This window comes from Microbispora rosea, from assembly GCF_044460045.1.
Classification (GTDB): Bacteria; Actinomycetota; Actinomycetes; order Streptosporangiales; family Streptosporangiaceae; genus Microbispora; species Microbispora rosea.
Genome location: NZ_JBITJO010000006.1, coordinates 181,660 through 205,660, shown reverse-complemented (window position 1 = coordinate 205,660; position 24,001 = coordinate 181,660). Strand labels below are relative to the sequence as shown.

Sequence of the window (24,001 nt, the reverse complement as noted above, 5' to 3'; positions counted from 1 at the left end):
GTGTCGGCTCGGGGGAAGGCCCGCCGCCGCGCGCTGGACATTCTCTTCGAGGCCGAGGCCCGGCAGCTCAGCCCGCTCAACGTGCTCGCCGAGCGGGTGGAGCGGGCCGACCCGCCGGTCAACGAGTACACCTCCTTCCTCGTCGAGGGCGTGGTCCGGCACCTGGACCGCATCGACGAGCTGATCTCGACGTACGCCGAGGGCTGGACCCTGGAGCGCATGCCGGCCGTGGACCGCAACGTCCTGCGGGGCGGGACCTACGAGATGCTGTGGTCGGAGGAGGTTCCGGAGGGCGTGGTCATCAGCGAGTGGGTGCACCTGGCCGCGGAGCTGTCGACCGACGAGTCGCCGCAGTTCGTCAACGGGCTGCTGGCCCGCTTCAAGCAGCTCAAGCCCTCGCTTTCGCTCTGACCCCACGGCCCCTCGGTCCGGCGGCCCGGCAGCTCCCGCGGCTGCGGCGGTTCCGGGAGGCCGACAGCTCCGAGAGGCCCGACAGCTCCGTCAGGCCCGATAGGGAGGCCGTAAGTGCGTGACGCCACACGCCGCGCCGTCGTCTGGGAGGCGCTGCGCGCGCTCCTGGCCGAGCGGACGGCCGCCACCGGGCGCGACACGCTCGACATCGTCGACGCCGGCGGCGGCACGGGCGGTTTCGCCGTGCCGCTGGCCACGCTCGGGCACGCCGTGACCGTGGTCGACCCGACCCCCGACTCGCTGGCCGCGCTGGAGCGCCGCGCCGCCGAGACGGGCGTCGGCGTGAAGGGCCTGCAGGGCGACGCCGCCGACCTCGGCGACCTGCTGGAGCCCGGCAGCGCCGACCTGGTGCTGTGCCACAGCGTGCTGGAGTACGTCGAGGACCCGGCGGGGGCGCTGGGCGCGGTCGGCGGCATCCTGCGGCCGGGCGGCGTGGTGAGCGTGCTGGCCGCCAACTCGGTCGCCGCCGCCGTCCACCGCTCGCTGGCCGGTCACTTCGACGAGGCGCGCCGGGTGCTGTCGGACCCGGCGGGCCGCTGGGGCGACCGCGACCCCACGCCGCGCCGCTTCTCCCGCGAGACGCTGGGCGCGCTGCTCGCGGGCGCCGGGTTCACCGTCGGCGAGGTGCACGGCGTGCGGATCTTCGCGGACCTCGTCCCGGGCATGCTGGCCGAGGGCGACCCCGAGGGCCTCGTCGCGCTGGAGCGGGCGGCGGCGACCCATCCCGTGCTCCGCGACGTCGCCACCCAGATCCACGTCATCGCCTACCGCCAGTAGAAAAGACGTTCGGATAGCGCGGTGGTCGGGTAGGGTGACCTCATGTCCCGGAACCAGCTGCTGCCTCGGGATCCGTCGCCACCGCCGGACGGGCCGGTCGACGACAGCGGCTGCCCCATCCTGCACGTGGACATGGACGCCTTCTACGCCAGCGTCGAGCTGCTCGACCGTCCGGAGCTGCGGGGCACCCCGGTCATCGTCGGCGCCACCGGCGCGCGCGGGGTCGTGCTGAGCGCCACCTACGAGGCCCGCAGGTTCGGGGTCCACTCGGCGATGCCGATGACCCGGGCCCGGCGCATCTGCCCGCAGGCCACGGTCATCCCGCCCCGCCACGCCGCGTACGCCGAGGTGTCCCGCGGCGTGATGGAGATCTTCAAGGCGATCACCCCCGAAGTGGAGCCGATCGCCTCCGACGAGGCGTTCCTCGACGTCGGCGGGGCCCGCCGCAGGCTCGGCAGCCCCGCCGACATCGCCGCGATGATCCGCGCCCAGGTGGCCGAGCGCTTCGGCATCACCTGCTCGGTGGGGGTGGCGAGCACGAAGTTCGTGGCCAAGCTCGCCTCGCGCCAGTGCAAGCCGGACGGCCTGCTGGTGGTCCCGGCCGACCGGGTCGTGGAGTTCCTGCACCCGCTGCCCGTCGCCGCCCTGTGGGGCGTGGGAGAGCGCACCGAGCAGGCCCTCGTACGGCTCGGCATCCGCACCGTGGGAGACCTGGCCCAGGTGCCGGCGGCGACGCTCCAGCGCGAGTTCGGCGCCGTCGGCGCGCACCTTGCGGCCCTGGCCTGGGGGCGCGACGAACGCCGGGTGGTGCCGCACGCGCCCGACAAGAGCATCGGCAACGAGGAGACGTTCCCGCACGACGTCGACGACCCCGAGACGATCAGGCGTGAGCTGCTGCGACTGTCGGAGCGGGTGGCCGCACGCCTGCGGGCCGGTGGGCACGTCGGCCGCACGGTCAGCGTCAAACTCCGTCGATCCGACTTCACGACCATCACCCGGTCGCGTACGCTGCGCGAGGCGACCGACGTCGCGAAGGAGATTTTCGACACATCATGCGAGCTCTACGAGGCCGCCGGGCTGGAGCGGGTGCGGTTGCGGCTGGTCGGCATGCGTGTGGAGAACCTGATCCCGGCCGCCGCGGCGACGCGTCAGCTGGGCCTGGGGGAGCGGGAGACCGGCTGGCGGGAGGCCGAACAGGCCATGGACCGGGCGGCTCGCCGTTTCGGCCCGGACGCGGTGAAGCCGGCATCGCTTGTTCGGCGTCCGTTTGGTCCAATAGGTCTATGACGTCACCTCCGGTTTGGACCGCGTTGGACGTTTTCTTTCGCCTACGTCTGAGGCCTCGTATTCTGGGGATAACCGACCGCGAGGTTCGGACACCCCGTGTCGTCCGTTGCCGTCTTCCCCTGAATGGGGCCGTCCTTGGGAGGCGCCGTGCCGCTGTCTGAGCACGAGCAGCGCTTGCTCGACCAGATCGAGCAGGCCCTCTATGCCGAGGACCCGAAGTGGGCGAACACCGTACGGATCAGCGATCCGCGCAGCCACTACAAGCGCCGCCTGGTGAAGGCCTCCATAGGCTTCGCACTCGGCGTGGTCCTGCTGATGGTCGGCGTCGTCGCGGCCCAGATCTGGCTCGGTGCCGCCGGCTTCGTGGTCATGCTGGCCACCTGCCTGTGGGGCCTGTCGAGCTGGAAGCGTATGAACGGGTTCGGTGACTCCCCGCCGACCCGCAGCCGCGGCCGCCGCCCCCAGCGCCAGAGCTTCATGGAGCGCATGGAAGAGCGCTGGCGCCGCCGCCACGACGAGCACTGATCCCCGTCTGAATCCGAGCCACCGCCGGTGGGCCCGCTTCCCGGGCCCACCGAGTCGTCTGCGGCGACCGGCGCCCCCGGCCCCTCTCGTCTGACGAGCGGCCGCCGGGGGCCGGCCGATCAGCGGCGGGAGCCGGTGAGGGTCCGCTCCCGGTCGAGGTCGCCCGCTCCGGCCCGGGCGTCGCCCGGGCGCTCCGGCGTGGCCGTTCGCGTTCCATCGGGCCGCGCCCGCCAGAGCCGGGGCCGCAGTCCCTCCAGCCGGTCGAACACGTCGAGCGCGCCCTCGCCGGCCGCCCGCACCCGCAGCAGGACGGACATCGGGGCGAACACGGCCCCCAGGCGCCGCCACCGTGAGGTCTTCGACGCCAGATCGCGCCTGATCCGGTGCAGGTCCGCCGGTGCGGGCCCCGACGCCGAGGGCGTGGGAGCGTACCTGAGCCGTTCCTCGGACGTGACGACGCGGGTGAGTGACTCGGCGGCCTGCGGCCCGAGCGCGTATCGCTCGCCGATCCTGCGGCCGAGCGCGCGCGGCGTCTCGCTCGGCTCCCCGGCCATCCCCAGGTCCGTGAGCATGTCGCGCAGCTCGGCCCAGGCCGCGTGGCCTCCCGTCGCCGTCCGCGTGATCCGGCGAAGGCGCCTGCGGCGCATCGCGAGCCGCGCGGCGGCGGGCAGCAACAGCAGCGCGAGCGCGGCGGCGGCGCCGATGCCGATCTTGACGGGCACGGGCGTGCCCGGGTCGGCCGCGATGGCCGTGCCGTCGAGGTCGCGGTCGAGCTGGCGCGGGTTCGGCCGGGCCGGCCCCGCGCTCTGGTCGCCGTCGTCCTCCTCGTTCGCCGACGGCCCGTCGGACGGGTTCGCCGTGGGATCGTCCGTCGGCGTGACGGGCAGCGAGTACAGCGGCACCTGGGCCGTGCCCTGCCCGGCGGCCCCGGCGGGGGTGGGCTCGAACCGCAGCCAGCCGATTCCGTCGAAGAACAGCTCCGGCCAGGCGTGGGCGTCGTGGGTGCGGACCGTCCACTCGTCGCCGATCTTGGTGCCGCCCGTGTATCCGATCGACACCCGCGCCGGGATGTTGAGCAGGCGCGCCATCACGGCCATCGCCCCGGCGAACTGCTCGCAGTAACCGGTGCGGTCGCGCAGCAGGAAGCGGGACAGCGCCTGCGCGCCCGATCCGGACGCGCGCACGTCGTAGGTGAACCGGCCGTCGCGGGTGAACCACTCCTGCAGCGCGACCGCGGCCTCGTACGGCGTGGCGGCGTCGGCGGTGACCTGGCGCGCGAGGGCGGCCACCCGGGGGTCGATCCCGTCGGGCAGTTGCAGGTAGCGGTCGCTCTCCGGGAGGGTCACCGCCGTGCGCAGCTCGGTCACGGTGGGATCGGGCTCCTCGGTCACCACCCGATAGTCCAGCCCGGCCGCCTCGTCATCGGTGGAGAAGACCATGAGCGAGGACCGGTCCGCGCGCCAGTCGCCGTCCGCGTCGACCTGCCTGGCCGGGTACGGCAGCGGCAGGAAGTTGAGCTTGTCGATCTCATCGCTCATCGTGACCCGCATCTCGGCGCGCTTCACCGACACCCCGGGCCGGAGCCCGGGAGCGGGCGGCAGCGGCCCCTCCGACACGCGGTCCTCCGGGCGTCCGCGCAGCGGGGCCAGCGTCCACTTCGTCCCGTCGAAGATGTCGAGAGAGTAGATCCGCAGGTAGCGCGGCACGTTGTCGCTGCTGGTGTAGGTGAGCACGGTCGCGTTGCGCTGCTGCCTGAGCTGGCCGCCGAGCTTGGCGATGGCGTCGGGGATGCCGATGTTGCCGCCGCCCCCGCCGAGGCCGTTGCCCACGCCGAAGCCGAACAGCGGATCGGGGGAGAGGGCGGGCAGCACCGCGGGCACCAGGACCGCCAGCGCGATCGCCGTCACGCCGATGCGCTTGCCCGACAGGGCGAGCCGCTCGGTGTCGGGAGCGGCGCCGCGCGCGGAGCCGGCGGAACGGCGCACCACGACGGCCCGGCCCCAGCGGCTCAGGCGCTCCCGCCCGTCGGCGACGAGCAGGCCGACGTAACCGAACGCCGCGACGACGAACGCGATCCACCCGATCGGCTCCGTGATCACCGCCGCGGGCACGGTGAACAGGGCGAGCAGCGGCAGCCCGGCCAGCGCCGCCCGGCGCAGCCGCACCGCGAGGACGTCCACGAGCAGGGCGATCAGCGCCACGCCCGCCGTGGTGAGCAGCATGATGCCGGCGTTGTCCGGCACCGGGGCGGCGTACCGTTGGATGTCGTCGAACCCGGAGCCGATCAGCTCGGCCAGCCCGGCGAGCGAGTCCTTGGTCGGGATGATGCGCAGCCACGCCTCGTCCGGCGTGAAGACGAGCGTCAGGTAGAGCAGGACCGCCACGGGTGTCACGGCGGGCGCCACCCACGGGCGGGCGCCCAGGTGAGAGGCCACCGCCCCGGCCACGGTGGTGACGAGGATCGCCCCCAGGCAGGACCAGAACCAGGTGCCGCCCTCGAAGAGCGGGTAGAGCGTGATCGTGACGGCCGCCGTGGCCAGCCCTGCCGCAACCGGCAGTTTCATTGCTTCCTACCTTCCGTCCCGCCGGAGCGGCCGGCTCAGGCCGCGCTCCTCTTGTTTCCGGCCTCCGGCCATACGCCGGCGAGCGAGGCGCCCGCGGGCAGGTCGAGCACCCGCCACCCCGCACCGGTCAGGATCGACCGCGCGGCTCGCGCGTTCTCCTCGGCGACGGCGTCCCAGGAGGCCCCGTGCCCGGAAGCGCGGTCCCAGGAGGCGAGATCGAGCAGGATCGCGACGGCGGTCACGCCCGAGTGCCTGAGCTGGGCGAGAGTCCGGGCCTCCTCGGGGTCGAGCGCCCCGAGGACCGCGATGATCAGCCCTTCACCGCCGCCCTGGCGCAGCGCGCCGACGCCGTGTTCCAGTGAGCGCGCCGTGCTCGGCCGGACGACGGCGAGGGTGTCGAGCAGCGACCACGACTGGCCGGTGTCCACCACGTGCCGCGCGCCCTGATCGGTGACCAGGCGCAGGGCGAGCCCCTCCGCGGACAGGTGCACGCCGATGGACGCGGCGGCGGAGACCGCGACCTCGAACGACGAGCGCGGCCCCTCGCCCCGGTGGGCGTGCCTGCGGGTGTCGAGCAGCAGCGCGCCCCTGCTCTGCCACTCCTGCTCCTCGCGCCTGACCATCAGCTCGCCGTGCCGCGCGGTCGAGCGCCAGTGGACCCGGCGCAGGTCGTCGCCCTGCCGGTACTCGCGGGGCGCCACGTCGTCGTCGCCCGCCGCCGCGACCGACCGCGTACGGCTGTCGCCGCCGCCGCTGTACTCGCCGGAAAGGCGCACCGGCGGCAGCGGCACCACCTCGGGCGTGACCACGAGCGTGTCGGTGATGGTGAACGAGCGGGCCAGCTCGACCAGCCCGAACGGGTCGGCGATCCGCACCGAGAGCGGCCCGATCGGGAAGCGCCCGCGCAGGTCCGAGCTCACCTTGTAGTCGATCTCCCGGACGCCGCGCGACTCCATCCGGTCGAGGACGAACCTCGGCCGCGTGCCCAGCGCGTACTGCAGGGTGTCCTCCACCAGCAGCAGTCCGGTGGGCAGCCGGGTGACGTTCTCCAGCCGCAGGGTGACCGTGGTCTCCTCGCCGGCCTGCACCCGCGCCGGGGTGAGCCGTCTGGCGCAGGCCAGCCGGTAACGCGTGCGGGCCACGACCAGCGACGCGATCAACGGCATCGCGATGATCAGCACGGACACGCGCAGCAGGTCCTGCTCGCCGAGGACGAGGGCGCACAGCAGGGCCGCCACGCCCGAGGCGAGGAACGAGCGTCCTCGCGGGGTCAGAGCCTTCAGCCCGATCATGGGCCCTCCGTCACTTGCTCACTGTCACATCGCCGGGCGCGCACCGGCCCCACTCGCACCCTGCTCACTCGCGTCCGCTACTTGGCGTCGGGGACCGGGACGCGCCGCACCAGCTCGCCGACGAGCTGTTCGGGGTGGCGGCGCTGCCCCTGCGCCTCCAGGCTGGGCAGCAGGCGGTGCGCCAGCACGGGGACGGCCAGGTCCTGCAGGTCGTCCGGGATCACGTAGTCGCGGCCGGACAGCGCGGCGTGGGCCCGCGCGCTGCGCACCAGATGAAGGGTGGCACGCGGGGAGGCGCCGAGCCGCAGGTCGGGGGAGTGCCTGGTGGCCGAGACCAGGTCGACGGCGTAGCGCTTGACCGGCTGGGAGACGTAGACCGCGCGCACGGCCTGGATCAGCGCGGCCACCTCGGTCGTGGTCGCCACCGCCTCCATCTTGTCCAGCGGCTGTGAGGCGCCGTGCACGTCGAGCATCTCCAGCTCGGCGGCCGTTTCCGGGTATCCCATGGCGATCTTGGCGGTGAAGCGGTCGCGCTGCGCCTCGGGGAGGGGATAGGTGCCCTCCATCTCGATCGGGTTCTGGGTCGCGATGACCATGAACGGCGACTCCAGCGCGTAGGTCACGCCGTCGACCGTGACCTGGTGCTCCTCCATGCACTCAAGGAGGGCGGACTGCGTCTTGGGCGAGGCGCGGTTGATCTCGTCGCCGACGACGATGTTGGCGAAGACCGGTCCGGGCTTGAACTCGAACTCCCGCGTCTGCTGGTTGTACGCGCTGACACCGGTGATGTCGCTCGGCAGCAGGTCGGGGGTGAACTGGACGCGCTTGACCGGGCAGTCGATAGAGCGCGCCAAGGCCTTGGCGAGCATCGTCTTGCCCACGCCGGGCACGTCCTCGATCAGCAGGTGGCCCTCCGCCAGGAGCACGGTGATAGTAAGGCGGACGACGTCGCTCTTGCCCTCGATCACTGATTCGATCGAGTTGCGGATCCGGTGGGCGGTGTCGATCAGATCCTCGAGCCGGGCTGAAGCATCGGTGACGTCGGGAGTTACTGCCACCAGGCCTCCATGAGGGTGCGTCCCCGAGAATGGGGCGTTATACGTTCCTTTTCCATTCTGTGTACCGACCCTATGTCCCCTCTGGTTCTGGGGCGACTTTGTCCGGAAATCCGGGTGAACTGCCCACAGTGTTGTGGCATCCCTTCACGGTCACGTGGCGCGTTCGTCCGAATCCCGTGACATCCCGTGACACGTGAAGCCGCGGCGCCCCGGCACGCTCCACTTCCCCCCACCGAGTTCCTCCACCGGGCTCCCGCCGCCGCCGGGAACCCCGTACGTGCCGGGGTTTCCGTGATGCCCGACACGCCCGCGCAAGGGGTGGGGGCGCCGCCGCGCCCCACTCCGACCCACCCCATTTCACCTGCGAAAACGCCGCCGATTTTGAATGCCGACACGTTCAGAATCAGTTGACGGTGGGGAGAAGTGGAGTATGGTGGTGCGCAGTGGAGGGCAGGGGCTATAGCGCTGAGCGCTCCGCAAGGCACAGGAGGTGGGTCCGGTGTTCCTCGGCACCCACCACCCGCGCCTCGACGACAAAGGACGGCTGTTCCTGCCGGCGAAGTATCGCGAGGAGCTGGCGGAGGGTCTGGTGATCACCAAAGGCCAGGAGCGCTGCCTCTACGTCTTCCCCGTAGAGGAGTTCCAGCGCATCACCGAGGCCCTGCGTACCGCTCCGGTGACGGCGAAGGCGGTCCGCGACTACAGCCGTGTCTTCTTCGCCAGCGCGTCCGACGAGGTACCGGACAAGCAGGGACGCATCACGATTCCCCAGACGCTGCGGCGGTACGCCGGGCTGGAACGTGACTGCGTCGTGATCGGCGCCAACACGCGACTGGAGATCTGGGACGCCCAGGCATGGGACACCTACCTGGAGACCCAGGAGCAGGCATTCTCCGATCTGTCGGAGGAGGTGCTGCCCGGGATTCTGTAGATCGGTCCATTCTTTTGATCAATTGACCCGTCGGTGACGTTCGGCGAGGTCTCCACCCGCTCCCATGTGGCAGCTGATGCACCTTCCCCGGTGTCAGACGCCACGGCCGGCGACGCGGATGGGGACCTGGCCGGACGGGTCGGTTCCCCGGGAACCGGCATGGGTGGGGGTCCGTTGGGTAGTCACCGGCGGCACAGCCGCGAATCCGCGAGTACTGCGGCGTAAATGGGGGTTGGAAGCGTTGTCGCAAGAGCCCGGTCAGCCGGGTGGTCACGTTCCGGTCATGCTCGATCGCGTGCTGGAGTTGCTCGCTCCGGCGTTGTCCGGACCGGACCCGGTGGCCGTGGACGCCAACCTCGGTCTCGGCGGCCACGCCGAGGCGCTTCTGGCCGCCCACCCCTCCCTCCACCTCGTCGGCATCGACCGCGACCCCACCGCCATCGAGCGCTCCACCGCCAGGCTCGCGCCGTACGCGGACCGGATCACCCTCGTGCGCGCCGTCTCCGACGAACTTGCCGACGTGCTCCGTGACGCCGGACGGCCCCGCGTGAACGCCGCGCTGTTCGACCTCGGCGTGTCCTCCCCTCAGCTCGACGAGGCCGAGCGCGGTTTCGCCTATTCCTACGACGCCCCCCTCGACATGCGGATGGACCGCGAGCAGGAGCTCACCGCCGAGGTTGTGGTGAACACCTACTCCGCCGCGGACCTCACCCGCATCCTGCGCGACTACGGCGAGGAGCGCTTCGCGGCACGCGTCGCGAACCTCATCGTGAAGGAGCGCGCCAAGGACCCCATCATCAGCACGAAACGGCTTGCCGATCTGGTCCGCGCGGCGATACCCGCCGCCACGAGGCGGACCGGAGGCAACCCGGCCAAGAGAACGTTCCAGGCGCTGCGCATCGAGGTGAACGGAGAGCTGTCGGCGCTCGAGCACGCGCTCCCCGCCGCGCTCGGCGCGCTGACGCTGGGCGGGCGCGTGGTCGTGCTCGCCTACCACTCCCTTGAGGACCGGCTCACCAAGCAGGTTCTCGTGGCGCGAACCAGGGACACCAGCCCCCCCGGGCTGCCGGTCCCCCTGGAGGCTCACCAGCCCCGGTTCCGCCTTCTGACGAGGGGAGCGGAGCTCCCGGACGACGAGGAGGTGGCCCGCAATCCGCGGGCGGCCTCGGCCCGCTTGCGGGCGGCAGAGAGGATCCGCGAGGGATGAGGACAGAGCAGGAGAGCAGGAGGACGGCCGGGCGCACGGCCGCGCCGCCCCGCGTGCCCGGCCGCACGCCGGGCCGGACCGCCGCGACGGCGGACGAGGCCGTCGCCGCTCCGGACAAGCGCCGCGTCCGTCCCGGCGCGCCCACGACAGGCGACGCCCGAGCGCGTGAGGCGGTCCCGGCCCCCCGCGGCGGCGCGGCGGCGTCCGCGGGATCCGTCGCGGCCCCGAATCGCGACGGCTCCCGGGCGCGTACGGCCGCCCCCGCCACTTCCGGCACGGCCGCATCGCGTACGGCCGCGTCCCGCACGCCCACATCGCGCACGGCCACCCGTCCCGCGCCGTCCCGTGAGGCCCGCGGCCTCACCGAGGTCGCGCCCGCTCCGCGGCGCGTCCGGCGCGGTGGTTCGGAAACCCGGCCGGCGGCGACCGCGCGTGCCACAATGGCGCGGCGGGCGTTCCGGCGGCCGCCGCGTGCGCCCTTCGTGCTGCTCGTCGTGGGCCTCATGTGCGGTGGCCTGGTGACCCTCCTGCTGCTGAACGTGGTCCTCTCGCAGGACTCGTTCAGGCTGAGCGACCTGCAGTCGAGCATCGACGAGCTGCACGAGCAGGCCGCGGAGCAGGAGAACCAGCTCCGCCAGTGGACGCAGCCGAACGCGGTGAAGGAGCAGGCCGCGGCGCAGGGACTCGAACCCGACGCGTCCCCGCCGAAGTTCATCGACGCGGGAGGCGGCGCGGCGACGCAGGAGCAGGCCCAGAAGGAGGGCACGGACCGGTGAGAGACAGCGGCCGGAACCCGGGTCCCGGCCGCGGGGGTCCCAACGGGCGAGGCGGTGGCCAGGGCCCGGGCGGTGACAGGAGGAGCCCGGGCTCCCCGGGGCGGCCGTCCCGCCAGGACGGGCCGCCGAGGCCGGGCCGTCCCGGTCGTCCTGCCGACCCCGGACGCGACGACGCGACGGGCGGCCCGTCCCGGCGCGGCCGGACCGGAGGAGCTCCGGAAGGCGGAGGCGGCCAGGGCGGCGGCCGGGGCGGCGGCCGGGCGGACGGTGCTCGCGACGCCACGGGCGGGCGCGACGACATCAGGAACGGCCGTGGCGGCGAGTCGCCCGGCCGGCGCACCGGCGGGCCGCGCAGCGGCGTGCCGGGTCATGGCGGGCGAGGAGGCGCGTCCGGCGCCCCCGGCCGCCCACGCGCCGCGGCCGCCGGCGATCCGCGTCCCGGCGCTTCCGGAAAGTCCGGCTCCTCGGGAAGGCCCGGCGTCTCCGGAAAGCCCGGTGTCTCAGGAAAGTCCGGCGCCCCAGGAAGGCCCGGCTCCTCGGGAAGGCCCGGCGTCTCCGGAAAGCCAGATGTCTCCGGAAAACCCGGCGCTTCGGGAAAGTCCCCCGGAAAGTCAGGCGCTCCCGGAAAGCCCGGCGTTTCCGGCAGACCCGGCGTCCCGGGGACATCGGGAACGACCGGAGACGGTGTTCCCCCGACGGGAGGCGCTCCGGGCAGGTCCGGCGCGCCACGGCCCTCCACGCCGAGGCCGTCCACGCAGGGAGCACCCGGCGGGACAGGCGGCACCGGCGGGGGCCGTTCCCGCGCCGGCGGCGCCCCGCCGCGCCCTGCCGGCTCGCAGCGCCCCTCCGGTCCTCAGCGTTCCTCGGGCCCGCAGCGCCCCTCCGGCCCGCAGTGGTTGCCGGGCTCGCAGCGTTTCTCGGGCCCGCCGGGCCCGCCGGGCCCGCCGCGTCCGCCCGCCGTGCTCCGGCTGGGCAACCCCGCCCGGCGGCTGCGGGCGGCGCTGGTGGTGATGGCGATCGTGCTGTCGCTGTTCGCCGGCCGGTTGGTCCAGCTCCAGGGGTTCGACTCCAAGGTGCTGCAGGCGAGGGCCGCCGAGCAGCGCGTGCGACCCGAGACCCTGCCGGCGAAGCGCGGCTCGATCACCGACGCCGGAGGCCACGACCTCGCCGTGACGGTCGAGGCCAGGGAGATCTACGTCGACCCCAAGGACGTCGACCCGGCCAAACGCGACCTGGTCGCCACCACGCTGGCGCGGGAGCTGAACAAGCCCAAGGAGGAGATCGCGGCCGCGCTGGCCAAGACCACCCAGCGGTACATCCCGCTCGCCCGCGACGTCGAGCCGCCGCGGGCCAAGCGCATCATGGGCTTCGAGCTCAAGGGCGTGGGCGCGAAGGAGACCTACCGCCGCCTCTATCCCGGAGGCTCGCTCGCGGGCGGCCTGCTCGGCTTCGTCGGCGTCGACGGCAGGGGCCTGGAGGGCCTGGAGAGCGCGTACGACGACATCCTGGCGGGCAAGGACGGCAAGCAGAGCGTCGAGCTCGGCGCGAACCGGCAGCGCATCCCCATGACGCGCAGCCAGCGCGAGGCGCCGGTGCCGGGCCGGGACGTCCGCCTGACCATCGACAGGGACCTCCAGTGGGCCGCGGAGCAGGCGCTCGACCGGCAGGTCCGCGAGAGCCGGGCCCGCAGCGGCAGCGTGATCGTCATGGACGTGCGGACCGGGCAGATCCTCGCCATGGCGAACGCGCCCCAGGCCGACCTCAACGACTGGCAGTCGGCCCCGGCGGATGAGCGCACCAACCGGGCCGTGTCGGAGGTGTTCGAGCCAGGCAGCACCAACAAGGTGATCACGGCCGCGGCGGCGATGGAGGCGGGCGCGGTCACCCCCGAGACCGTCTTCCGCGTGCCCGACCATATCCAGTGCGCCGACCAGCAGCTCAAGGACGCCCACCCGCACAAGCCGGAGCCGCTGACGTTCACCGGGATCCTCGCCGAGTCGAGCAACGTGGGCACGATCATGGTATCGGAGAAGATCCCCAGCCAGCGGCTGTACGACATGTTCCGGTCCTTCGGATTCGGCGCGCGCAGCGGATCCGGGGTCCCCGGCGAGCAGGCCGGCCTGCTGCCCCAGTGGCAGACGTGGTCGGGCAGTCAGCGCTGTACGATCGCCTACGGCCAGGGCATCTCGGTCACCGCGCTGCAGATGGCCAGCGTCTACCAGACGATCGCCAACGGCGGAGTGCGGATGACCCCCTCGATCGTGGCGGGCACCACCGACGCGCACGGCGCGTTCGTCCCCAGCCCCCCGGCCAAGGGCACCCGGGTGATCAGCCAGACCACCGCAAACAAGATCGCGCTCATGCTGGAGGCCGTGGTGGGCCACGAGGGCACTGGAGAGGAGGCCTCCATCGAGGGCTACCGTGTCGCGGGCAAGACCGGCACCGCCATGCGGTACGACGAGAAGTGCGCGGGATACTGCGGGTACACCGCCACGTTCGTCGGTTTCACCCCCGCGGACCAGCCCCGGCTGATGGCCCTGGCGGTCATCCAGGACCCGAAGAAGGACCACTACGGCGGCTCCGTCGCCGCCCCGGTGTTCAAGGACGTCATGACTTTCGCGTTGAAGAACAGGAAGATCCCGCCGACCGGCACGAAGGCGCCCGCGATGGTCCTTCGCCCGTCGGAGTGACGGCGGCGTGACCGGAGCCGGAGTGGCCGGGACGGGCGACGGAGAGGGGTACGCTCTCGCCGTGCGTTCCCCGTCGTCCATGCGTCCAGAGGCCGCCCAGGCCCGTCCGCTGTCCGCCCTGGCGTCCCTGCTCGGCACGTCGTCGGCCGTCCCGTCCCCAGGAGCGCGGGCGGTGCGCGGCACGGTCACCGGCATCACCCTCGACTCGCGCCGGGTGCGGCGCGGCGACCTGTACGTGGCCGCGCCCGGGAAGGCCCGGCACGGCGCGGAGTTCGCCGCCGACGCTCTGGCGTCGGGCGCGACGGCGATCCTGACCGACGCCGACGGCCGCGACCGGGCTGTCGCCACCGGGTTGCCGGTGCTCGTCGTGCCCGATCCGAGGGCGGTGCTCGGGCAGGTCGCCGCCTGGGTGTACGGCAAGCCCGCGGCCGGCATCACGCTCATCGGCGTCACCGGCACCAGCGGCAAGTCCACCTCGACGTTCCTGCTGGAGGCGGGCCTGCGGGCGGCGGGCCACCGCACCGGCCTGGTCGGCGGCGTGGAGATCCGCGCGGGCGACGTGCGGTTCGTCCCCGAGCTCACCACCCCCGAGGCGACCGACCTGCAGGGGCTGTTCGCGCTGATGCGCGAGCGGGGCGTGAGCGCGGCGGCCATGGAGGTCTCCAGCCACGCCCTGGCCCTCGGCCGCGTGGACGGCCTGTTCTACGACGTGTCGATCTTCACCAACCTCTCGCAGGACCACCTGGACTTCCACCGCGACCTGGACGACTACTTCGCGGCCAAGGCGCGGCTGTTCACCCCCGAGTTCAGCCGGGCGGGCGTGGTGAACGTCGACGACGCCCACGGACGGGAGCTGGCCGCGACGGCCAAGATCCCGATCACCACGTTCTCCGCCACCGGGGCGCCGGAGGCCGACTGGCGCGCCGAGGACGTGCGCCTCGGCTCCGCGGGCAGCACGTTCCGCCTGGTCGGCCCCGGCGGGGTCGAGGCCGATGTGTCGGTGGCCCTGCCCGGCCCGTTCAACGTGGCCAACACGCTCGGCGCGCTGGTGGCGCTGGTGGAGGCCGGGGTCCCGCTGCAGGCCGCGGTGACCGGCGTCGGCGAGTTCGGCGGCGTACCGGGTCGGATGGAGCGGGTGCCGGGCGCGGACGACGTCCAGGTGATCGTGGACTACGCGCACAAGCCGGGCGCGGTGGAGTCGGTCCTGCGCTCGCTGCGCGCCGTGCTGGACGACGGGCCGGGAGGCCGCCTGGTGATCGTGCTGGGCTGCGGCGGCGACCGCGACCGCGGCAAGCGCCCGATGATGGGCGAGGCCGCCGTCCGCCTCGCCGACCTCGCCGTGTTCACCAGCGACAATCCTCGGACGGAGGACCCGCTCGCGATCCTCGCCGCGATGCTGGAGGGCGCGCTGCGGGTACCTATCGAGGAGCGGGCCCACGTGGTCGTGGAGCCGGACAGGGCGGCCGCCATCCGTCTGGCGATCGGCGGTGCGGTGCCCGGAGATGTGGTAGTTGTGGCCGGCAAGGGGCACGAGCAGGGGCAGTATGTCGGGGGCGAGGTCATTCCCTTCGACGACCGTGAGGTGGCCGCCGCGGCCGTCGCCGAGCGGAGCGGGGCACGGCGGGCGGCGCGAGAGGCCGCCGATGCGTGAGCCGAGGCCGGGCCGTGCCCTGGCGGCCGAGTTAGCGACGCGAAAGAGAGCAGGAAAGACACCATGATCCCGTTGCCGCTGGCCCGGGTCGCCGAGATCACGTCCGGAGCGCTCAACGAGGCGGCCGACCCCGCGGCCGTGGTCCGGGGGCCCGTCGTGATCGATTCACGGGCGGCCGGACCGGGCTCGCTGTTCGTGGCGATCAAGGGGGAGCGGGCCGACGGGCACGACTTCGCCCGGCAGGCCCGCGACGCCGGCGCCGTCGCCGTCCTCGCCACCCGGCCCGTCGACGCGCCGGCCGTGATCGTGGGCGACCCGCTCGCGGCCCTGGCCTCGCTCGCCACCGCCGTGCTGTCGGAGCTGCCCGGCGCGACCGTGGCCGGGGTGACCGGCTCCGCGGGCAAGACCACGACCAAGGACCTGCTGGCCGGTCTCACCGCCCGGCTCGGCCCCACGGTCGCCCCCGTCGGCTCGTTCAACAACGAGATCGGCCACCCGCTGACCGTCCTCAAGGCCGACGAGACCACGCGCTTCCTGGTCCTGGAGCTGAGCGCGCGCAACATCGGCCACATCGCCTACCTCGCGGGGATCGCCCCGCCCCGCATCGGTGTGGTGCTCAACGTCGGCACCGCCCACCTCGGGGTGTTCGGCGGCAAGGAGGCGATCGCACAGGCCAAGGGCGAGCTCGTCGAGGCGCTGCCCGCCGACGGGGTCGCCGTGCTCAACGCCGACGACCCGCTGGTGTGCGCGATGGCCGGCCGTACGCGCGCGCGGGTGACCTACTTCGGACGCTCGCCTGAGGCGCACGTGCGGGCGGAGGACGAGACGCTCGACGCGGCCGGCCGGGCCTCGTTCACGCTGCGCACGCCGTCCGGCGCCGCCCCGGTCCGGCTGCGCCTGTACGGCGCGCACGCGGTGGAGAACGCCCTGGCCGCGGCGGCGGCCGCGCACGAGCTGGGACTGCCGGTGGCCGGCATCGCCGAGGAGCTGTCGGCGGCCGAGCCGCGCAGCCGCTGGCGCATGGAGGTCGGCGAACGGCCCGACGGCGTGACCGTGATCAACGACGCCTACAACGCCAACCCCGACTCCATGCGGGCCGCCTTCGGCAGCCTCGCGGTGATCGGTGAGGGACGGCGGCGGTTCGCGGTGATCGCCGCGCTGCGCGAACTCGGCGAGGACGGCCCGGCGCTCAACGAGGACCTCGGGCGGCTGGCCGCGGGCGCGGGCCTGGAGGCCGTCGTCGTCGTGGGGGAGGACGCCGAGCCGGTTCTCCGGGGCGCGCCCGGCGCGATCCACGTCCCGGACGCCGCGGCGGCGGTGCGGGAGTTGTCGGACCGGCTCGCGCCGGGCGACGTGGTGCTGGTGAAGGGGCCGCGTGCGGCCGCGCTCGAGCGGGTCGCCGAGGCGATCCTCGGAGGTGACGCCCGGTGAGGAACATCCTCATCGCGGGGGCGATCTCGCTGATGCTGTCCATGGTCGGCACGCCGCTGGCCATCCGGCTGTTCGCCCGCAGGGGTTATGGCCAGAACATCCGGGAGGAGGGCCCGTCGGGACATTACGACAAGAAGGGCACTCCCACGATGGGCGGCACGGTGATCGTCATCGCGTCGCTGATCGGCTACTTCGTGGCGCACGGGGTGACCGTCTTCTCCGCGGTCACCGACCCCCCGACGGCGTCGGGACTGCTGGTGCTGTTCCTGATGACGGGCCTCGGCGCGGTCGGCTTCCTCGACGACTTCATCAAGATCTACAAGCAGCGCAGCCTGGGCCTGCGCAGCGGCGCCAAGGCGGGCGGGCAGCTCCTCATCGGCGCGATCTTCGCGGTGCTGGTCCTGCGGTTCCCCAACGCCTACGCCGTCACCCCGGCCGACACGCACGTGTCGTTCCTGCGGGACATCGGGCCGTCCATCGGGCTCATCGGGTTCATGATCTGGGTCGTGTTCTTCATCGTGGGCTTCTCGAACGCGGTGAACCTGACCGACGGCCTCGACGGCCTGGCCTCCGGCGCCACCTGCCTGGTCCTCGCGGCGTACGTGCTGATCGGCAACTGGCAGTTGCGCAACAGCTGCACGACGGTCGGCTTCGGCCCCAACTGCTACTGGGTGCGGGATCCGCTCGACCTGGCGGTTGTCGCGGCCGCGGTGCTGGGCGCCTGCCTGGGCTTCCTGTGGTGGAACGCCCCGCCCGCCAAGATCTTCATGGGTGACACCGGCTCGCTGGCCCTCGGCGGCGTGATCGCCGGCCTGGCCTTCACCACCAGGACCCAGCTCCTGCTCGTCATCCTGGGCGGCCTTTTCGCGATCATCACGATGTCCGTGATCATCCAGGTCGGGTCCTTCAAGCTGACCCGCAGACGCGTCTTCAGGATGGCGCCGCTCCAGCACCACTTCGAGCTGTCGGGCTGGGCCGAGACGACGATCGTGGTGCGCTTCTGGCTGATCGCCGCCCTGTGCGTCGCCGCCGGTCTCGGGCTGTTCTACCTCGAATGGATGCCGAAACAGTGAACGTCGTCGTCGTCGCCGGCCTCGGCGTGTCCGGCGCCGCCGCGGCGCGGGCCCTGGCGGCGCGCGGCGAGCGCGTGACCGTGCTGGAGTCCGCGGACGGCGAGCGGCAGCGCGCGACGGCCGCCGAGCTGGCCGAGCTGGGCGTGGAGGTGCGCTTCGGCGAGCATGCCCTGCCCGCCGGGACCTCGCTCCTGGTCACCTCGCCGGGCTGGCGGCCCACCCACCCCCTGCTCGTCGCCGCCGCGGACGCGGGCGTCGAGGTCATCGGGGAGGTGGAGCTGGCCTGGCGGCTGCGGCAGGAGCCCGCCGCCCCCTGGCTGGCGCTGACCGGCACCAACGGCAAGACCACCGCCGTCCGCATGCTCACGTCCATGCTGTCCGCGGCCGGGCACAAGGCCGTGGCCGTGGGCAACGTCGGCGTCCCCATCGTCGAGGCCGTCGACGGGCCGTACGACGTGCTGGCCGTGGAGTTGTCGAGCTTCCAGCTCCACTGGTCCTCGACCCTGGCCCCGCTCGCGGGGGCCGTGCTCAACGTGGCGCCCGACCACATCGACTGGCACGGCTCCATGGAGGAGTACGCCGCGGCCAAGGCGCGTATCTTCGCGGGCGCGGGGACGGTGGTCTACAACGCCGACGACGCGTCGTCGTCCCGCCTGGCCGAGCCGTACGCCTCACGGGTGGGCTTCACGCTCGCCGTGCCCCGGCCGGGGCAGCTGGGGGTCGTGGAGGACCTGCTGGTCGACCGGGCCTTCGTGGCCGACCCGGCCACCTCGGCGGAGGAGCTGTGCTGCCTCGCCGACGTGCGGCCGTTCGCGCCGCACAACGTCGCCAACGCGCTCGCCGCCGCCGCCCTGGCCCGCGCGTACGGCGTGCCGCCCGAGGCCGTGCGGCGCGGCCTGCGGGAGTTCACGCCCGACCCGCACCGGATCGCCCACGTGGCCCGGGTCGGCGAGGTCGACTACGTGGACGACTCCAAGGCCACCAACCCGCACGCGGCCGCCGCGTCGCTGGCCGCCTACGAGTCGGTCGTGTGGATCGCGGGCGGCCAGCTCAAGGGCGCCGACATCGACGACCTCGTGCGGCAGGCCGCGCCCCGGCTGCGCGGCGCGGTGCTGCTGGGGACCGACCGGGATGTGATCCGCCGCGCATTGGCGCGACACGCCGCGAATGTCCCCGTGGTGGACGTGCCGGGGCAAGACACTGGGGTCATGGACCGTGTCGTCACCGAAGCCGCCCGGCTCGCCACCCCGGGTGACACCGTGCTGCTCGCCCCCGCCGGGGCGTCACTGGACATGTTCGCGAGTTACGGAGCGCGTGGGGAGGCCTTCGCCCGAGCCGTGCGGCGGCTGGCGGCCCGGTGACGGGCCCCGCGACCGGCCCCGCCGGCGCCGCCACCGCCCGGAAGGCGGAACGCCAGGGGCCCGAGCCCGTCGGCTGGGCCGCCGCCCAGCTCGCCGCCCTGCGCGAGCTGCTCGCCCGCCCGCTGACGTCCTACCACCTGGTGCTCGGGTGCAGCGCGCTGCTGCTGGCGCTCGGGCTGATGATGGTGCTGTCCGCGTCGAGCATCGAGGCGCTGCAGCGGACCGGCGACCCGTTCTACTGGTTCCTCAAGCAGGTCACGTCGGTGGCGATCGGGCTTCCCCTGATGTGGGTCTGCGCCCGGTTGCCACAGCGGTTCTTCCGTCTGGCGGGCTATCCGCTGATGGGCCTGTCGATCCTCGGCCTGTTGATGGTCATCTTCCTCGGCCAGGAGCTGCTGGGCGCCCAGCGGTGGATCGTCATCGGCCCGTTCTCGGTCCAGCCGTCGGAGCCGGCGAAGCTGGCCCTGGTGCTGTGGGGAGCCGACCTGCTCGCGACGCGGGCGCGCTCCGGCCGCATCGAGTGGCGTCAGCTGCTGATCCCGCTGATGCCGGGTGTGGCCCTGCTGGCCGTCCTGGTCATGCTGGGGCGCGACCTCGGCACGACGCTCGTGCTCATGATGATCTTCCTGGCGCTGCTGTGGGTGGTCGGCGCGCCGGTGCGGCTGTTCGGGGGGATCCTCGCGCTGCTCGTGCTGGCGACCGCCACTATGATCGTCGTCGAGCCGTACCGGCTTGGCCGCCTCACCGGCTTCATGCACGTGTGGGAGACCGCGCAGAACGAGGGGTTCCAGTCCGCCCAGGGACTGATGGCCATCGGCTCGGGCGGATGGTTCGGCCTCGGGCTCGGCGCGGGCCGGCAGAAGTGGAACTACGTTCCGCACGCGGAGAGCGACTTCATCTTCTCCATCCTGGGCGAGGAGCTCGGGCTGATGGGGACGCTCGTGGTGGTCGCGCTGTTCGGCCTGCTCGGGTACGCCGGGCTGCGCATCGCCATCAGGACGAAGGACCCCTTCGTCCGGCTGTCGGCCGCCGCCGTCACCGCCTGGATCGCCGGGCAGGCCGTCGTCAACATCGGCGCGGTCATCGGGGTCTTCCCGGTCACCGGCATCCCACTGCCGCTGGTGTCGTACGGCGGATCGGCGCTGCTGCCGACGCTCGCCGCGCTCGGCATGCTGGTGTCGTACGCCAAGCAGGAGCCCGGAGCGGCCGAGGCGCTGGCCGCCCGTGGCCCGGGACCGGCCGCGCGGGCTCTAAGCTGGCTTGGCCTGAACGGCCGCGCCGGGCGGCGGCCCGCGGCCTCGCGGGCACCGGCCCGTCAGCAGGCGGCACGGCCGCCGACGGCACGAAGAGGAACGACAGGGAACGCACGCGGGAGCATTCGCGAGAAAATCCGGGAAGACGTCCGCGAGAACATTCGCGGCGACGTCCGTGAGAACATTCGCGAAGACAGGGAGTGACATGAGGGTGGTCCTCGCCGGCGGCGGGACGGCCGGCCATATCGAGCCGGCGCTCGCGCTGGCCGACGCGCTTCGCCGGCTCGACCCGAGGATCGGCATCACCTGCCTCGGCACCGAGCGCGGCCTGGAGACCCGCCTGGTGCCCGCCCGGGGCTACGAGCTCGAACTCGTCCCCGCCGTGCCGTTGCCCCGCTCGCTCAGCCCCAAGCTCCTCACCGTGCCCGGCCGCCTCGCGGGGGCCATCGGCAGCGCCGCGGGCATCCTCGACAAGGTCGGCGCGGACGTCCTGGTCGGCTTCGGCGGGTACGTCGCCACGCCCGGCTACCTCGGCGCCCGGCGGCGCGGCGTGCCGATCGTGGTCCACGAGGCCAACCCCCGGCCGGGTCTCGCCAACCGGCTCGGCGCCCGCCTCACCGAGCACGTCTTCACCGGCCACCCGGACGCCGTGCTCCCGAACGCCGAGTACATCGGCATCCCGCTGCGCCGTGAGATCAGCATGATGGACCGCCTGTCGATGGGCGACAAGGCGCGGTCGTACTTCGGGCTGGAGTCCGACCGGGTGACGCTGCTCGTGTTCGGCGGCTCCCAGGGCGCCCGCTCGGTCAACCAGGCGGCGCTGGAGGCCGCGCCCTACCTGCGGGCGGCGGGCGTCCAGGTGCTGCACGTGATCGGGCCCAAGAACACCGTCGAGGTGGAGCCTCCGCCGGGCGACCCGCAGTACGTCATCCTGCCGTACGTCGACCGGATGGACCTCGCCTACGCCGCCGCCGACCTCGTGCTGTCCCGCGCGGGCGCCATGACCTGCGCCGAACTCACCGCCGTGGGGCTGCCCGCGGCGTTCGTGCCGCTGCCGCACGGCAACGGCGAGCAGCGCCTCAACGCCGAGCCCATCGTGCGGGCCGGGGGCGGGCTGATGGTCGACGACGCGAACCTGTCGGCCGCCTGGATCGTCCAGACGCTGCTGCCGATCCTGAACGACCCCGAGCGCGTGGTCGCGATGTCCGAGGCCGCATCTCGGATGGGCCGCAAGGACGCCGACATGGCGCTCGCCCGCAAGGTGCTGGAGATCGCTCACCGATGAGTCTCGTCAAGCTCGTGGATCCCGTCCCGGCGGCCGACCTGGGGCGGGTGCACTTCATCGGCATCGGCGGCGCAGGCATGTCCGGCATCGCCCGGATCCTGCTCAAGCGGGGCGTGCCGGTGTCGGGCAGCGACGCGCGGCCCTCCGAGCTGCTGGGCGAGCTGCGCGAGCTGGGCGCCGTCATCCACGTCGGCCACGCCGCCTCCCACATCAAGGACGTGGACACGGTCGTGGTGTCCACCGCCATCCGCGACTCCAACCCCGAGCTGGGGGAGGCGCTGCGGCAGAACCTGCGGGTGATCCCGCGTGCCGCCGCCCTGGCCTCGGTCATGACCGGCCGCACCGGCATCGCCGTCGCCGGCACGCACGGCAAGACCACGACCACCTCGATGCTGACCGTGGCCTTGCAGAAGTGCGGCGAGGACCCGTCGTACTGCGTCGGCGGGCAGCTCGTGACGACCGGGCTCGGCGCCGACGACGGCGCGGGCGAGGTGTTCGTCGCCGAGGCCGACGAGAGCGACGGCTCGTTCCTCATGCTCGCGCCGCGCGTCGCCGTGGTCACCAACGTCGAGGCCGACCACCTCGACAACTACGGCGACCCCCAGGCCGTCCACGACAGCTTCGCCCGCTTCGTCGAGCGGATCGGGTCGCTGCTCGTGGTCTGCGCCGACGATCCCGGCGCCGCCGCCCTCGTGCCCCTCGCCCGCGAGCGCGGCCTCACCGTCGTCACGTACGGCGAGAGCGCCGGCGCCGACCTGCGCACGACCGACGTGGCGCCGCGCGGCCTCGGCGTGGAGTTCGGCGTGGAGCTCGGCCCCGACGTGCCCGGAGGTCCGGGACGCGGTGAGGTGCGCCTCGCCGTGCCGGGCCGGCACAACGCGGTCAACGCCACCGCGGTGATCGCCGTGGCGCTCCACCTCGGCCTGCGCTTCGACGACGTCAAGGAGGGCCTGGCCGCCTTCACCGGGGCCAAGCGGCGGTTCGAGTCCAAGGGCGAGGCCGCGGGTGTGACGGTCTTCGACAGCTACGCCCACCACCCGACCGAGCTGACCGCCGATCTGCGCGCCGCCCGCGACGTCGTGACCGGCGACGGCCGGGTCATCGCGGTCTTCCAGCCGCACCTGTACTCGCGCACCCGGTTCTTCGCCGACGAGTTCGGCGCGGCGCTCGGCCTCGCCGACGAGGTGATCGTGCTGGACGTGTACGGCGCGCGCGAGGATCCCGAGCCCGGGGTCTCCGGCGCGCTGGTCGCGGGGAAGATCCCGCTTCCCGCCGAGCAGGTCGTCTACGCGCCCGACCGGCGGGCGGTGCCGGAGCTCGTCGCCGGCCGGGCCCGCCCCGGGGACATCGTGCTGACCATGGGTGCGGGAGACGTGACGGAGCTCGGCCCGAAGATCGTCGCGGAGCTGTCCGCCCGGTGATGGGCGCCGTGATGCGCGCCGTGACCCGCGCCCCGATCGGGAGCGTGGGGGACCGGTGAGGCGGGCCGTCCGGCGTTCGGCGCTCGCCACCCTGCTGACCGGCGGGGTGGTGGGCGTCGCCACGTGGGTCGTGTTCTTCTCGCCCGTCCTCGGCGTGCGGGACGTCGAGATCACCGGCAACAACCGGATCCCCGCCGAGCAGCTGCGGCAGGCCGTCGCGGTGCGCACCGGCACTCCGCTCGCCACCGTCGACCTCGCCGGGGTCGAACAGCGGCTGCGGGCGATGCGCGCGGTCGAGTCGGCCACGGTCGACCGCGGCTGGCCGGGAACGCTGCGCGTCAGCGTGGTCGAGCGCGTCCCCGCCGCCGCCGTGCCCATGGGCGGGACGACCGCGGTCGTCGACCGGTACGGCGTCGTCCTGCAGCAGGTGACCGTGGCCCCACCCCGGCTGCCGGTGCTGCGCGTCCAGCGGGCCGCCGTGGACGACCCCGCCACCAGGGCCGGGCTCACCGTGCTCCGGGCACTGCCGGACAGCGTCCTGCAGCGCCTGCGGGAGCTGCGCGTCCCCACGCCCCGGTCGATCACGCTCAAACTCGCGGACGGCCGCACGGTCCTGTGGGGAGACGCGGGACGCTCGGCGCAGAAGGGACGTGTCCTGCTCGCCGCCCTCGCCAAGCCGGGAACCAGCTACGATGTCAGCTCGCCGCAGGTGGTGACGGTCAAGTGAGAAATCTCACGGGCCGTTTACCCACGGTCCGGGACCGGCTTTCAGCGGGGCATCGTGCGAAAAGGACAGCGCGCGACACGCCGGACGGCCTTGCGGCGCGGTTAGTTGACCCTGGGGGATCCACAACCCTACTGTCCGTATCAATCCTCAGGTTGACATAACTCTAAATCTCAACTTGAGGGTGAGAGTTCAGAAGACGGCGGGCCCTGCCCGCATGAAAC

General features: G+C 73.2%; 19 protein-coding genes. 16 read left to right on the top strand and 3 right to left on the bottom strand.

Going from position 1 to position 24,001, the window contains the following annotated elements; genetic code table 11:
• From nusB to ACIBK1_RS25745, 4 genes are all read left to right on the top strand, one after another.
• Nucleotides 1-411, top strand: a complete 411-nt coding sequence (gene nusB, locus ACIBK1_RS25760) for a transcription antitermination factor NusB (RefSeq protein WP_030509035.1) — start codon at nt 1-3, stop codon at nt 409-411.
• A 114-nt stretch (nt 412-525) separates the two neighbouring features.
• Complete coding sequence (locus tag ACIBK1_RS25755; protein ID WP_030509036.1) at nt 526-1,248, top strand: methyltransferase domain-containing protein; 723 nt, start codon at nt 526-528, stop codon at nt 1,246-1,248.
• A 42-nt stretch (nt 1,249-1,290) separates the two neighbouring features.
• Entirely contained in the window at nt 1,291-2,535 is a 1,245-nt protein-coding gene (locus ACIBK1_RS25750) for a DNA polymerase IV (protein ID WP_396738234.1), read from the top strand.
• Between the two features lie 147 nt (nt 2,536-2,682).
• Entirely contained in the window at nt 2,683-3,060 is a 378-nt protein-coding gene (locus ACIBK1_RS25745; protein WP_030509038.1) for a DUF3040 domain-containing protein, read from the top strand.
• A gap of 119 nt (nt 3,061-3,179) precedes the next feature.
• On the opposite strand, the gene ACIBK1_RS25740 is transcribed toward ACIBK1_RS25745, so the two are convergent.
• The 3 genes from ACIBK1_RS25740 to ACIBK1_RS25730 form a co-directional block, all read right to left on the bottom strand.
• The gene (locus tag ACIBK1_RS25740) at nt 3,180-5,624 is read right to left on the bottom strand and encodes a DUF3488 and transglutaminase-like domain-containing protein (RefSeq protein WP_063754633.1); all 2,445 of its coding nucleotides are present in this window, start codon (nt 5,622-5,624) and stop codon (nt 3,180-3,182) included.
• Between the two features lie 35 nt (nt 5,625-5,659).
• Complete coding sequence (locus ACIBK1_RS25735; protein ID WP_030509040.1) at nt 5,660-6,916, bottom strand: DUF58 domain-containing protein; 1,257 nt, start codon at nt 6,914-6,916, stop codon at nt 5,660-5,662.
• Between the two features lie 77 nt (nt 6,917-6,993).
• Nucleotides 6,994-7,974: an AAA family ATPase gene (locus tag ACIBK1_RS25730; protein ID WP_396738231.1), complete on the bottom strand. Its 981-nt coding sequence runs from the start codon at nt 7,972-7,974 to the stop codon at nt 6,994-6,996.
• Between the two features lie 499 nt (nt 7,975-8,473).
• Between ACIBK1_RS25730 and mraZ the strand changes: the two genes are divergently transcribed.
• The 12 genes from mraZ to ACIBK1_RS25670 all read left to right on the top strand — a co-directional run bounded on the left by mraZ (nt 8,474) and on the right by ACIBK1_RS25670 (nt 23,780).
• On the top strand, nt 8,474-8,905 hold the full coding sequence (gene mraZ / locus ACIBK1_RS25725; protein WP_030509042.1) for a division/cell wall cluster transcriptional repressor MraZ: 432 nt from the start codon (nt 8,474-8,476) through the stop codon (nt 8,903-8,905).
• 283 nt (nt 8,906-9,188) lie between these two features.
• A complete protein-coding gene (rsmH, locus tag ACIBK1_RS25720; RefSeq protein WP_396738228.1) occupies nt 9,189-10,112 on the top strand; it encodes a 16S rRNA (cytosine(1402)-N(4))-methyltransferase RsmH in 924 nt (307 codons plus the stop codon).
• Nucleotides 10,109-10,888 (top strand): hypothetical protein, encoded by a 780-nt coding sequence (locus tag ACIBK1_RS25715; RefSeq protein WP_156080970.1) that lies wholly within the window; start codon nt 10,109-10,111, stop codon nt 10,886-10,888. Before rsmH ends, ACIBK1_RS25715 begins: the two co-directional genes overlap by 4 nt.
• Nucleotides 10,889-11,847: 959 nt before the next feature.
• On the top strand, nt 11,848-13,578 hold the full coding sequence (locus ACIBK1_RS25710) for a peptidoglycan D,D-transpeptidase FtsI family protein (protein ID WP_036407146.1): 1,731 nt from the start codon (nt 11,848-11,850) through the stop codon (nt 13,576-13,578).
• A 79-nt stretch (nt 13,579-13,657) separates the two neighbouring features.
• On the top strand, nt 13,658-15,229 hold the full coding sequence (locus ACIBK1_RS25705; protein WP_076432457.1) for a UDP-N-acetylmuramoyl-L-alanyl-D-glutamate--2,6-diaminopimelate ligase: 1,572 nt from the start codon (nt 13,658-13,660) through the stop codon (nt 15,227-15,229).
• A gap of 63 nt (nt 15,230-15,292) precedes the next feature.
• Nucleotides 15,293-16,660, top strand: coding sequence for a UDP-N-acetylmuramoyl-tripeptide--D-alanyl-D-alanine ligase (locus ACIBK1_RS25700; RefSeq protein ID WP_363534605.1), 1,368 nt, complete (start codon nt 15,293-15,295; stop codon nt 16,658-16,660).
• Complete coding sequence (gene mraY, locus ACIBK1_RS25695) at nt 16,657-17,733, top strand: phospho-N-acetylmuramoyl-pentapeptide-transferase (protein ID WP_030509048.1); 1,077 nt, start codon at nt 16,657-16,659, stop codon at nt 17,731-17,733. Before ACIBK1_RS25700 ends, mraY begins: the two co-directional genes overlap by 4 nt.
• Nucleotides 17,715-19,094, top strand: coding sequence for a UDP-N-acetylmuramoyl-L-alanine--D-glutamate ligase (gene murD, locus ACIBK1_RS25690; protein ID WP_030509049.1), 1,380 nt, complete (start codon nt 17,715-17,717; stop codon nt 19,092-19,094). Before mraY ends, murD begins: the two co-directional genes overlap by 19 nt.
• Nucleotides 19,091-20,551: a putative lipid II flippase FtsW gene (ftsW, locus tag ACIBK1_RS25685; RefSeq protein ID WP_081903644.1), complete on the top strand. Its 1,461-nt coding sequence runs from the start codon at nt 19,091-19,093 to the stop codon at nt 20,549-20,551. Before murD ends, ftsW begins: the two co-directional genes overlap by 4 nt.
• Nucleotide 20,552: 1 nt before the next feature.
• Nucleotides 20,553-21,632 carry an undecaprenyldiphospho-muramoylpentapeptide beta-N-acetylglucosaminyltransferase gene (gene murG / locus ACIBK1_RS25680; protein WP_030509051.1) on the top strand — a complete coding sequence of 360 codons (1,080 nt, stop codon included), beginning with the start codon at nt 20,553-20,555 and terminating at the stop codon, nt 21,630-21,632.
• Nucleotides 21,629-23,053: a UDP-N-acetylmuramate--L-alanine ligase gene (gene murC / locus ACIBK1_RS25675; protein ID WP_030509052.1), complete on the top strand. Its 1,425-nt coding sequence runs from the start codon at nt 21,629-21,631 to the stop codon at nt 23,051-23,053. The genes murG and murC overlap by 4 nt, the downstream gene beginning before the upstream one ends.
• A 55-nt stretch (nt 23,054-23,108) precedes the next feature.
• Nucleotides 23,109-23,780, top strand: a complete 672-nt coding sequence (locus tag ACIBK1_RS25670) for a cell division protein FtsQ/DivIB (RefSeq protein ID WP_030509053.1) — start codon at nt 23,109-23,111, stop codon at nt 23,778-23,780.
• Nucleotides 23,781-24,001: the final 221 nt, after the last annotated feature.

What these genes read in the sequence shown, in the direction of transcription:
- ACIBK1_RS25750 (WP_396738234.1), top strand. Translation starts at nt 1,291, where the DNA reads ATGTCCCGGAACCAGCTGCTGCCTCGGGATCCGTCGCCACCGCCGGAC.
- ACIBK1_RS25740 (WP_063754633.1), bottom strand. Translation starts at nt 5,624, where the DNA reads ATGAAACTGCCGGTTGCGGCAGGGCTGGCCACGGCGGCCGTCACGATC.
- ACIBK1_RS25735 (WP_030509040.1), bottom strand. Translation starts at nt 6,916, where the DNA reads ATGATCGGGCTGAAGGCTCTGACCCCGCGAGGACGCTCGTTCCTCGCC.
- rsmH (WP_396738228.1), top strand. Translation starts at nt 9,189, where the DNA reads ATGCTCGATCGCGTGCTGGAGTTGCTCGCTCCGGCGTTGTCCGGACCG.
- ACIBK1_RS25715 (WP_156080970.1), top strand. Translation starts at nt 10,109, where the DNA reads ATGAGGACAGAGCAGGAGAGCAGGAGGACGGCCGGGCGCACGGCCGCG.
- ACIBK1_RS25705 (WP_076432457.1), top strand. Translation starts at nt 13,658, where the DNA reads ATGCGTCCAGAGGCCGCCCAGGCCCGTCCGCTGTCCGCCCTGGCGTCC.
- ACIBK1_RS25700 (WP_363534605.1), top strand. Translation starts at nt 15,293, where the DNA reads ATGATCCCGTTGCCGCTGGCCCGGGTCGCCGAGATCACGTCCGGAGCG.
- murD (WP_030509049.1), top strand. Translation starts at nt 17,715, where the DNA reads ATGGATGCCGAAACAGTGAACGTCGTCGTCGTCGCCGGCCTCGGCGTG.
- murG (WP_030509051.1), top strand. Translation starts at nt 20,553, where the DNA reads ATGAGGGTGGTCCTCGCCGGCGGCGGGACGGCCGGCCATATCGAGCCG.
- murC (WP_030509052.1), top strand. Translation starts at nt 21,629, where the DNA reads ATGAGTCTCGTCAAGCTCGTGGATCCCGTCCCGGCGGCCGACCTGGGG.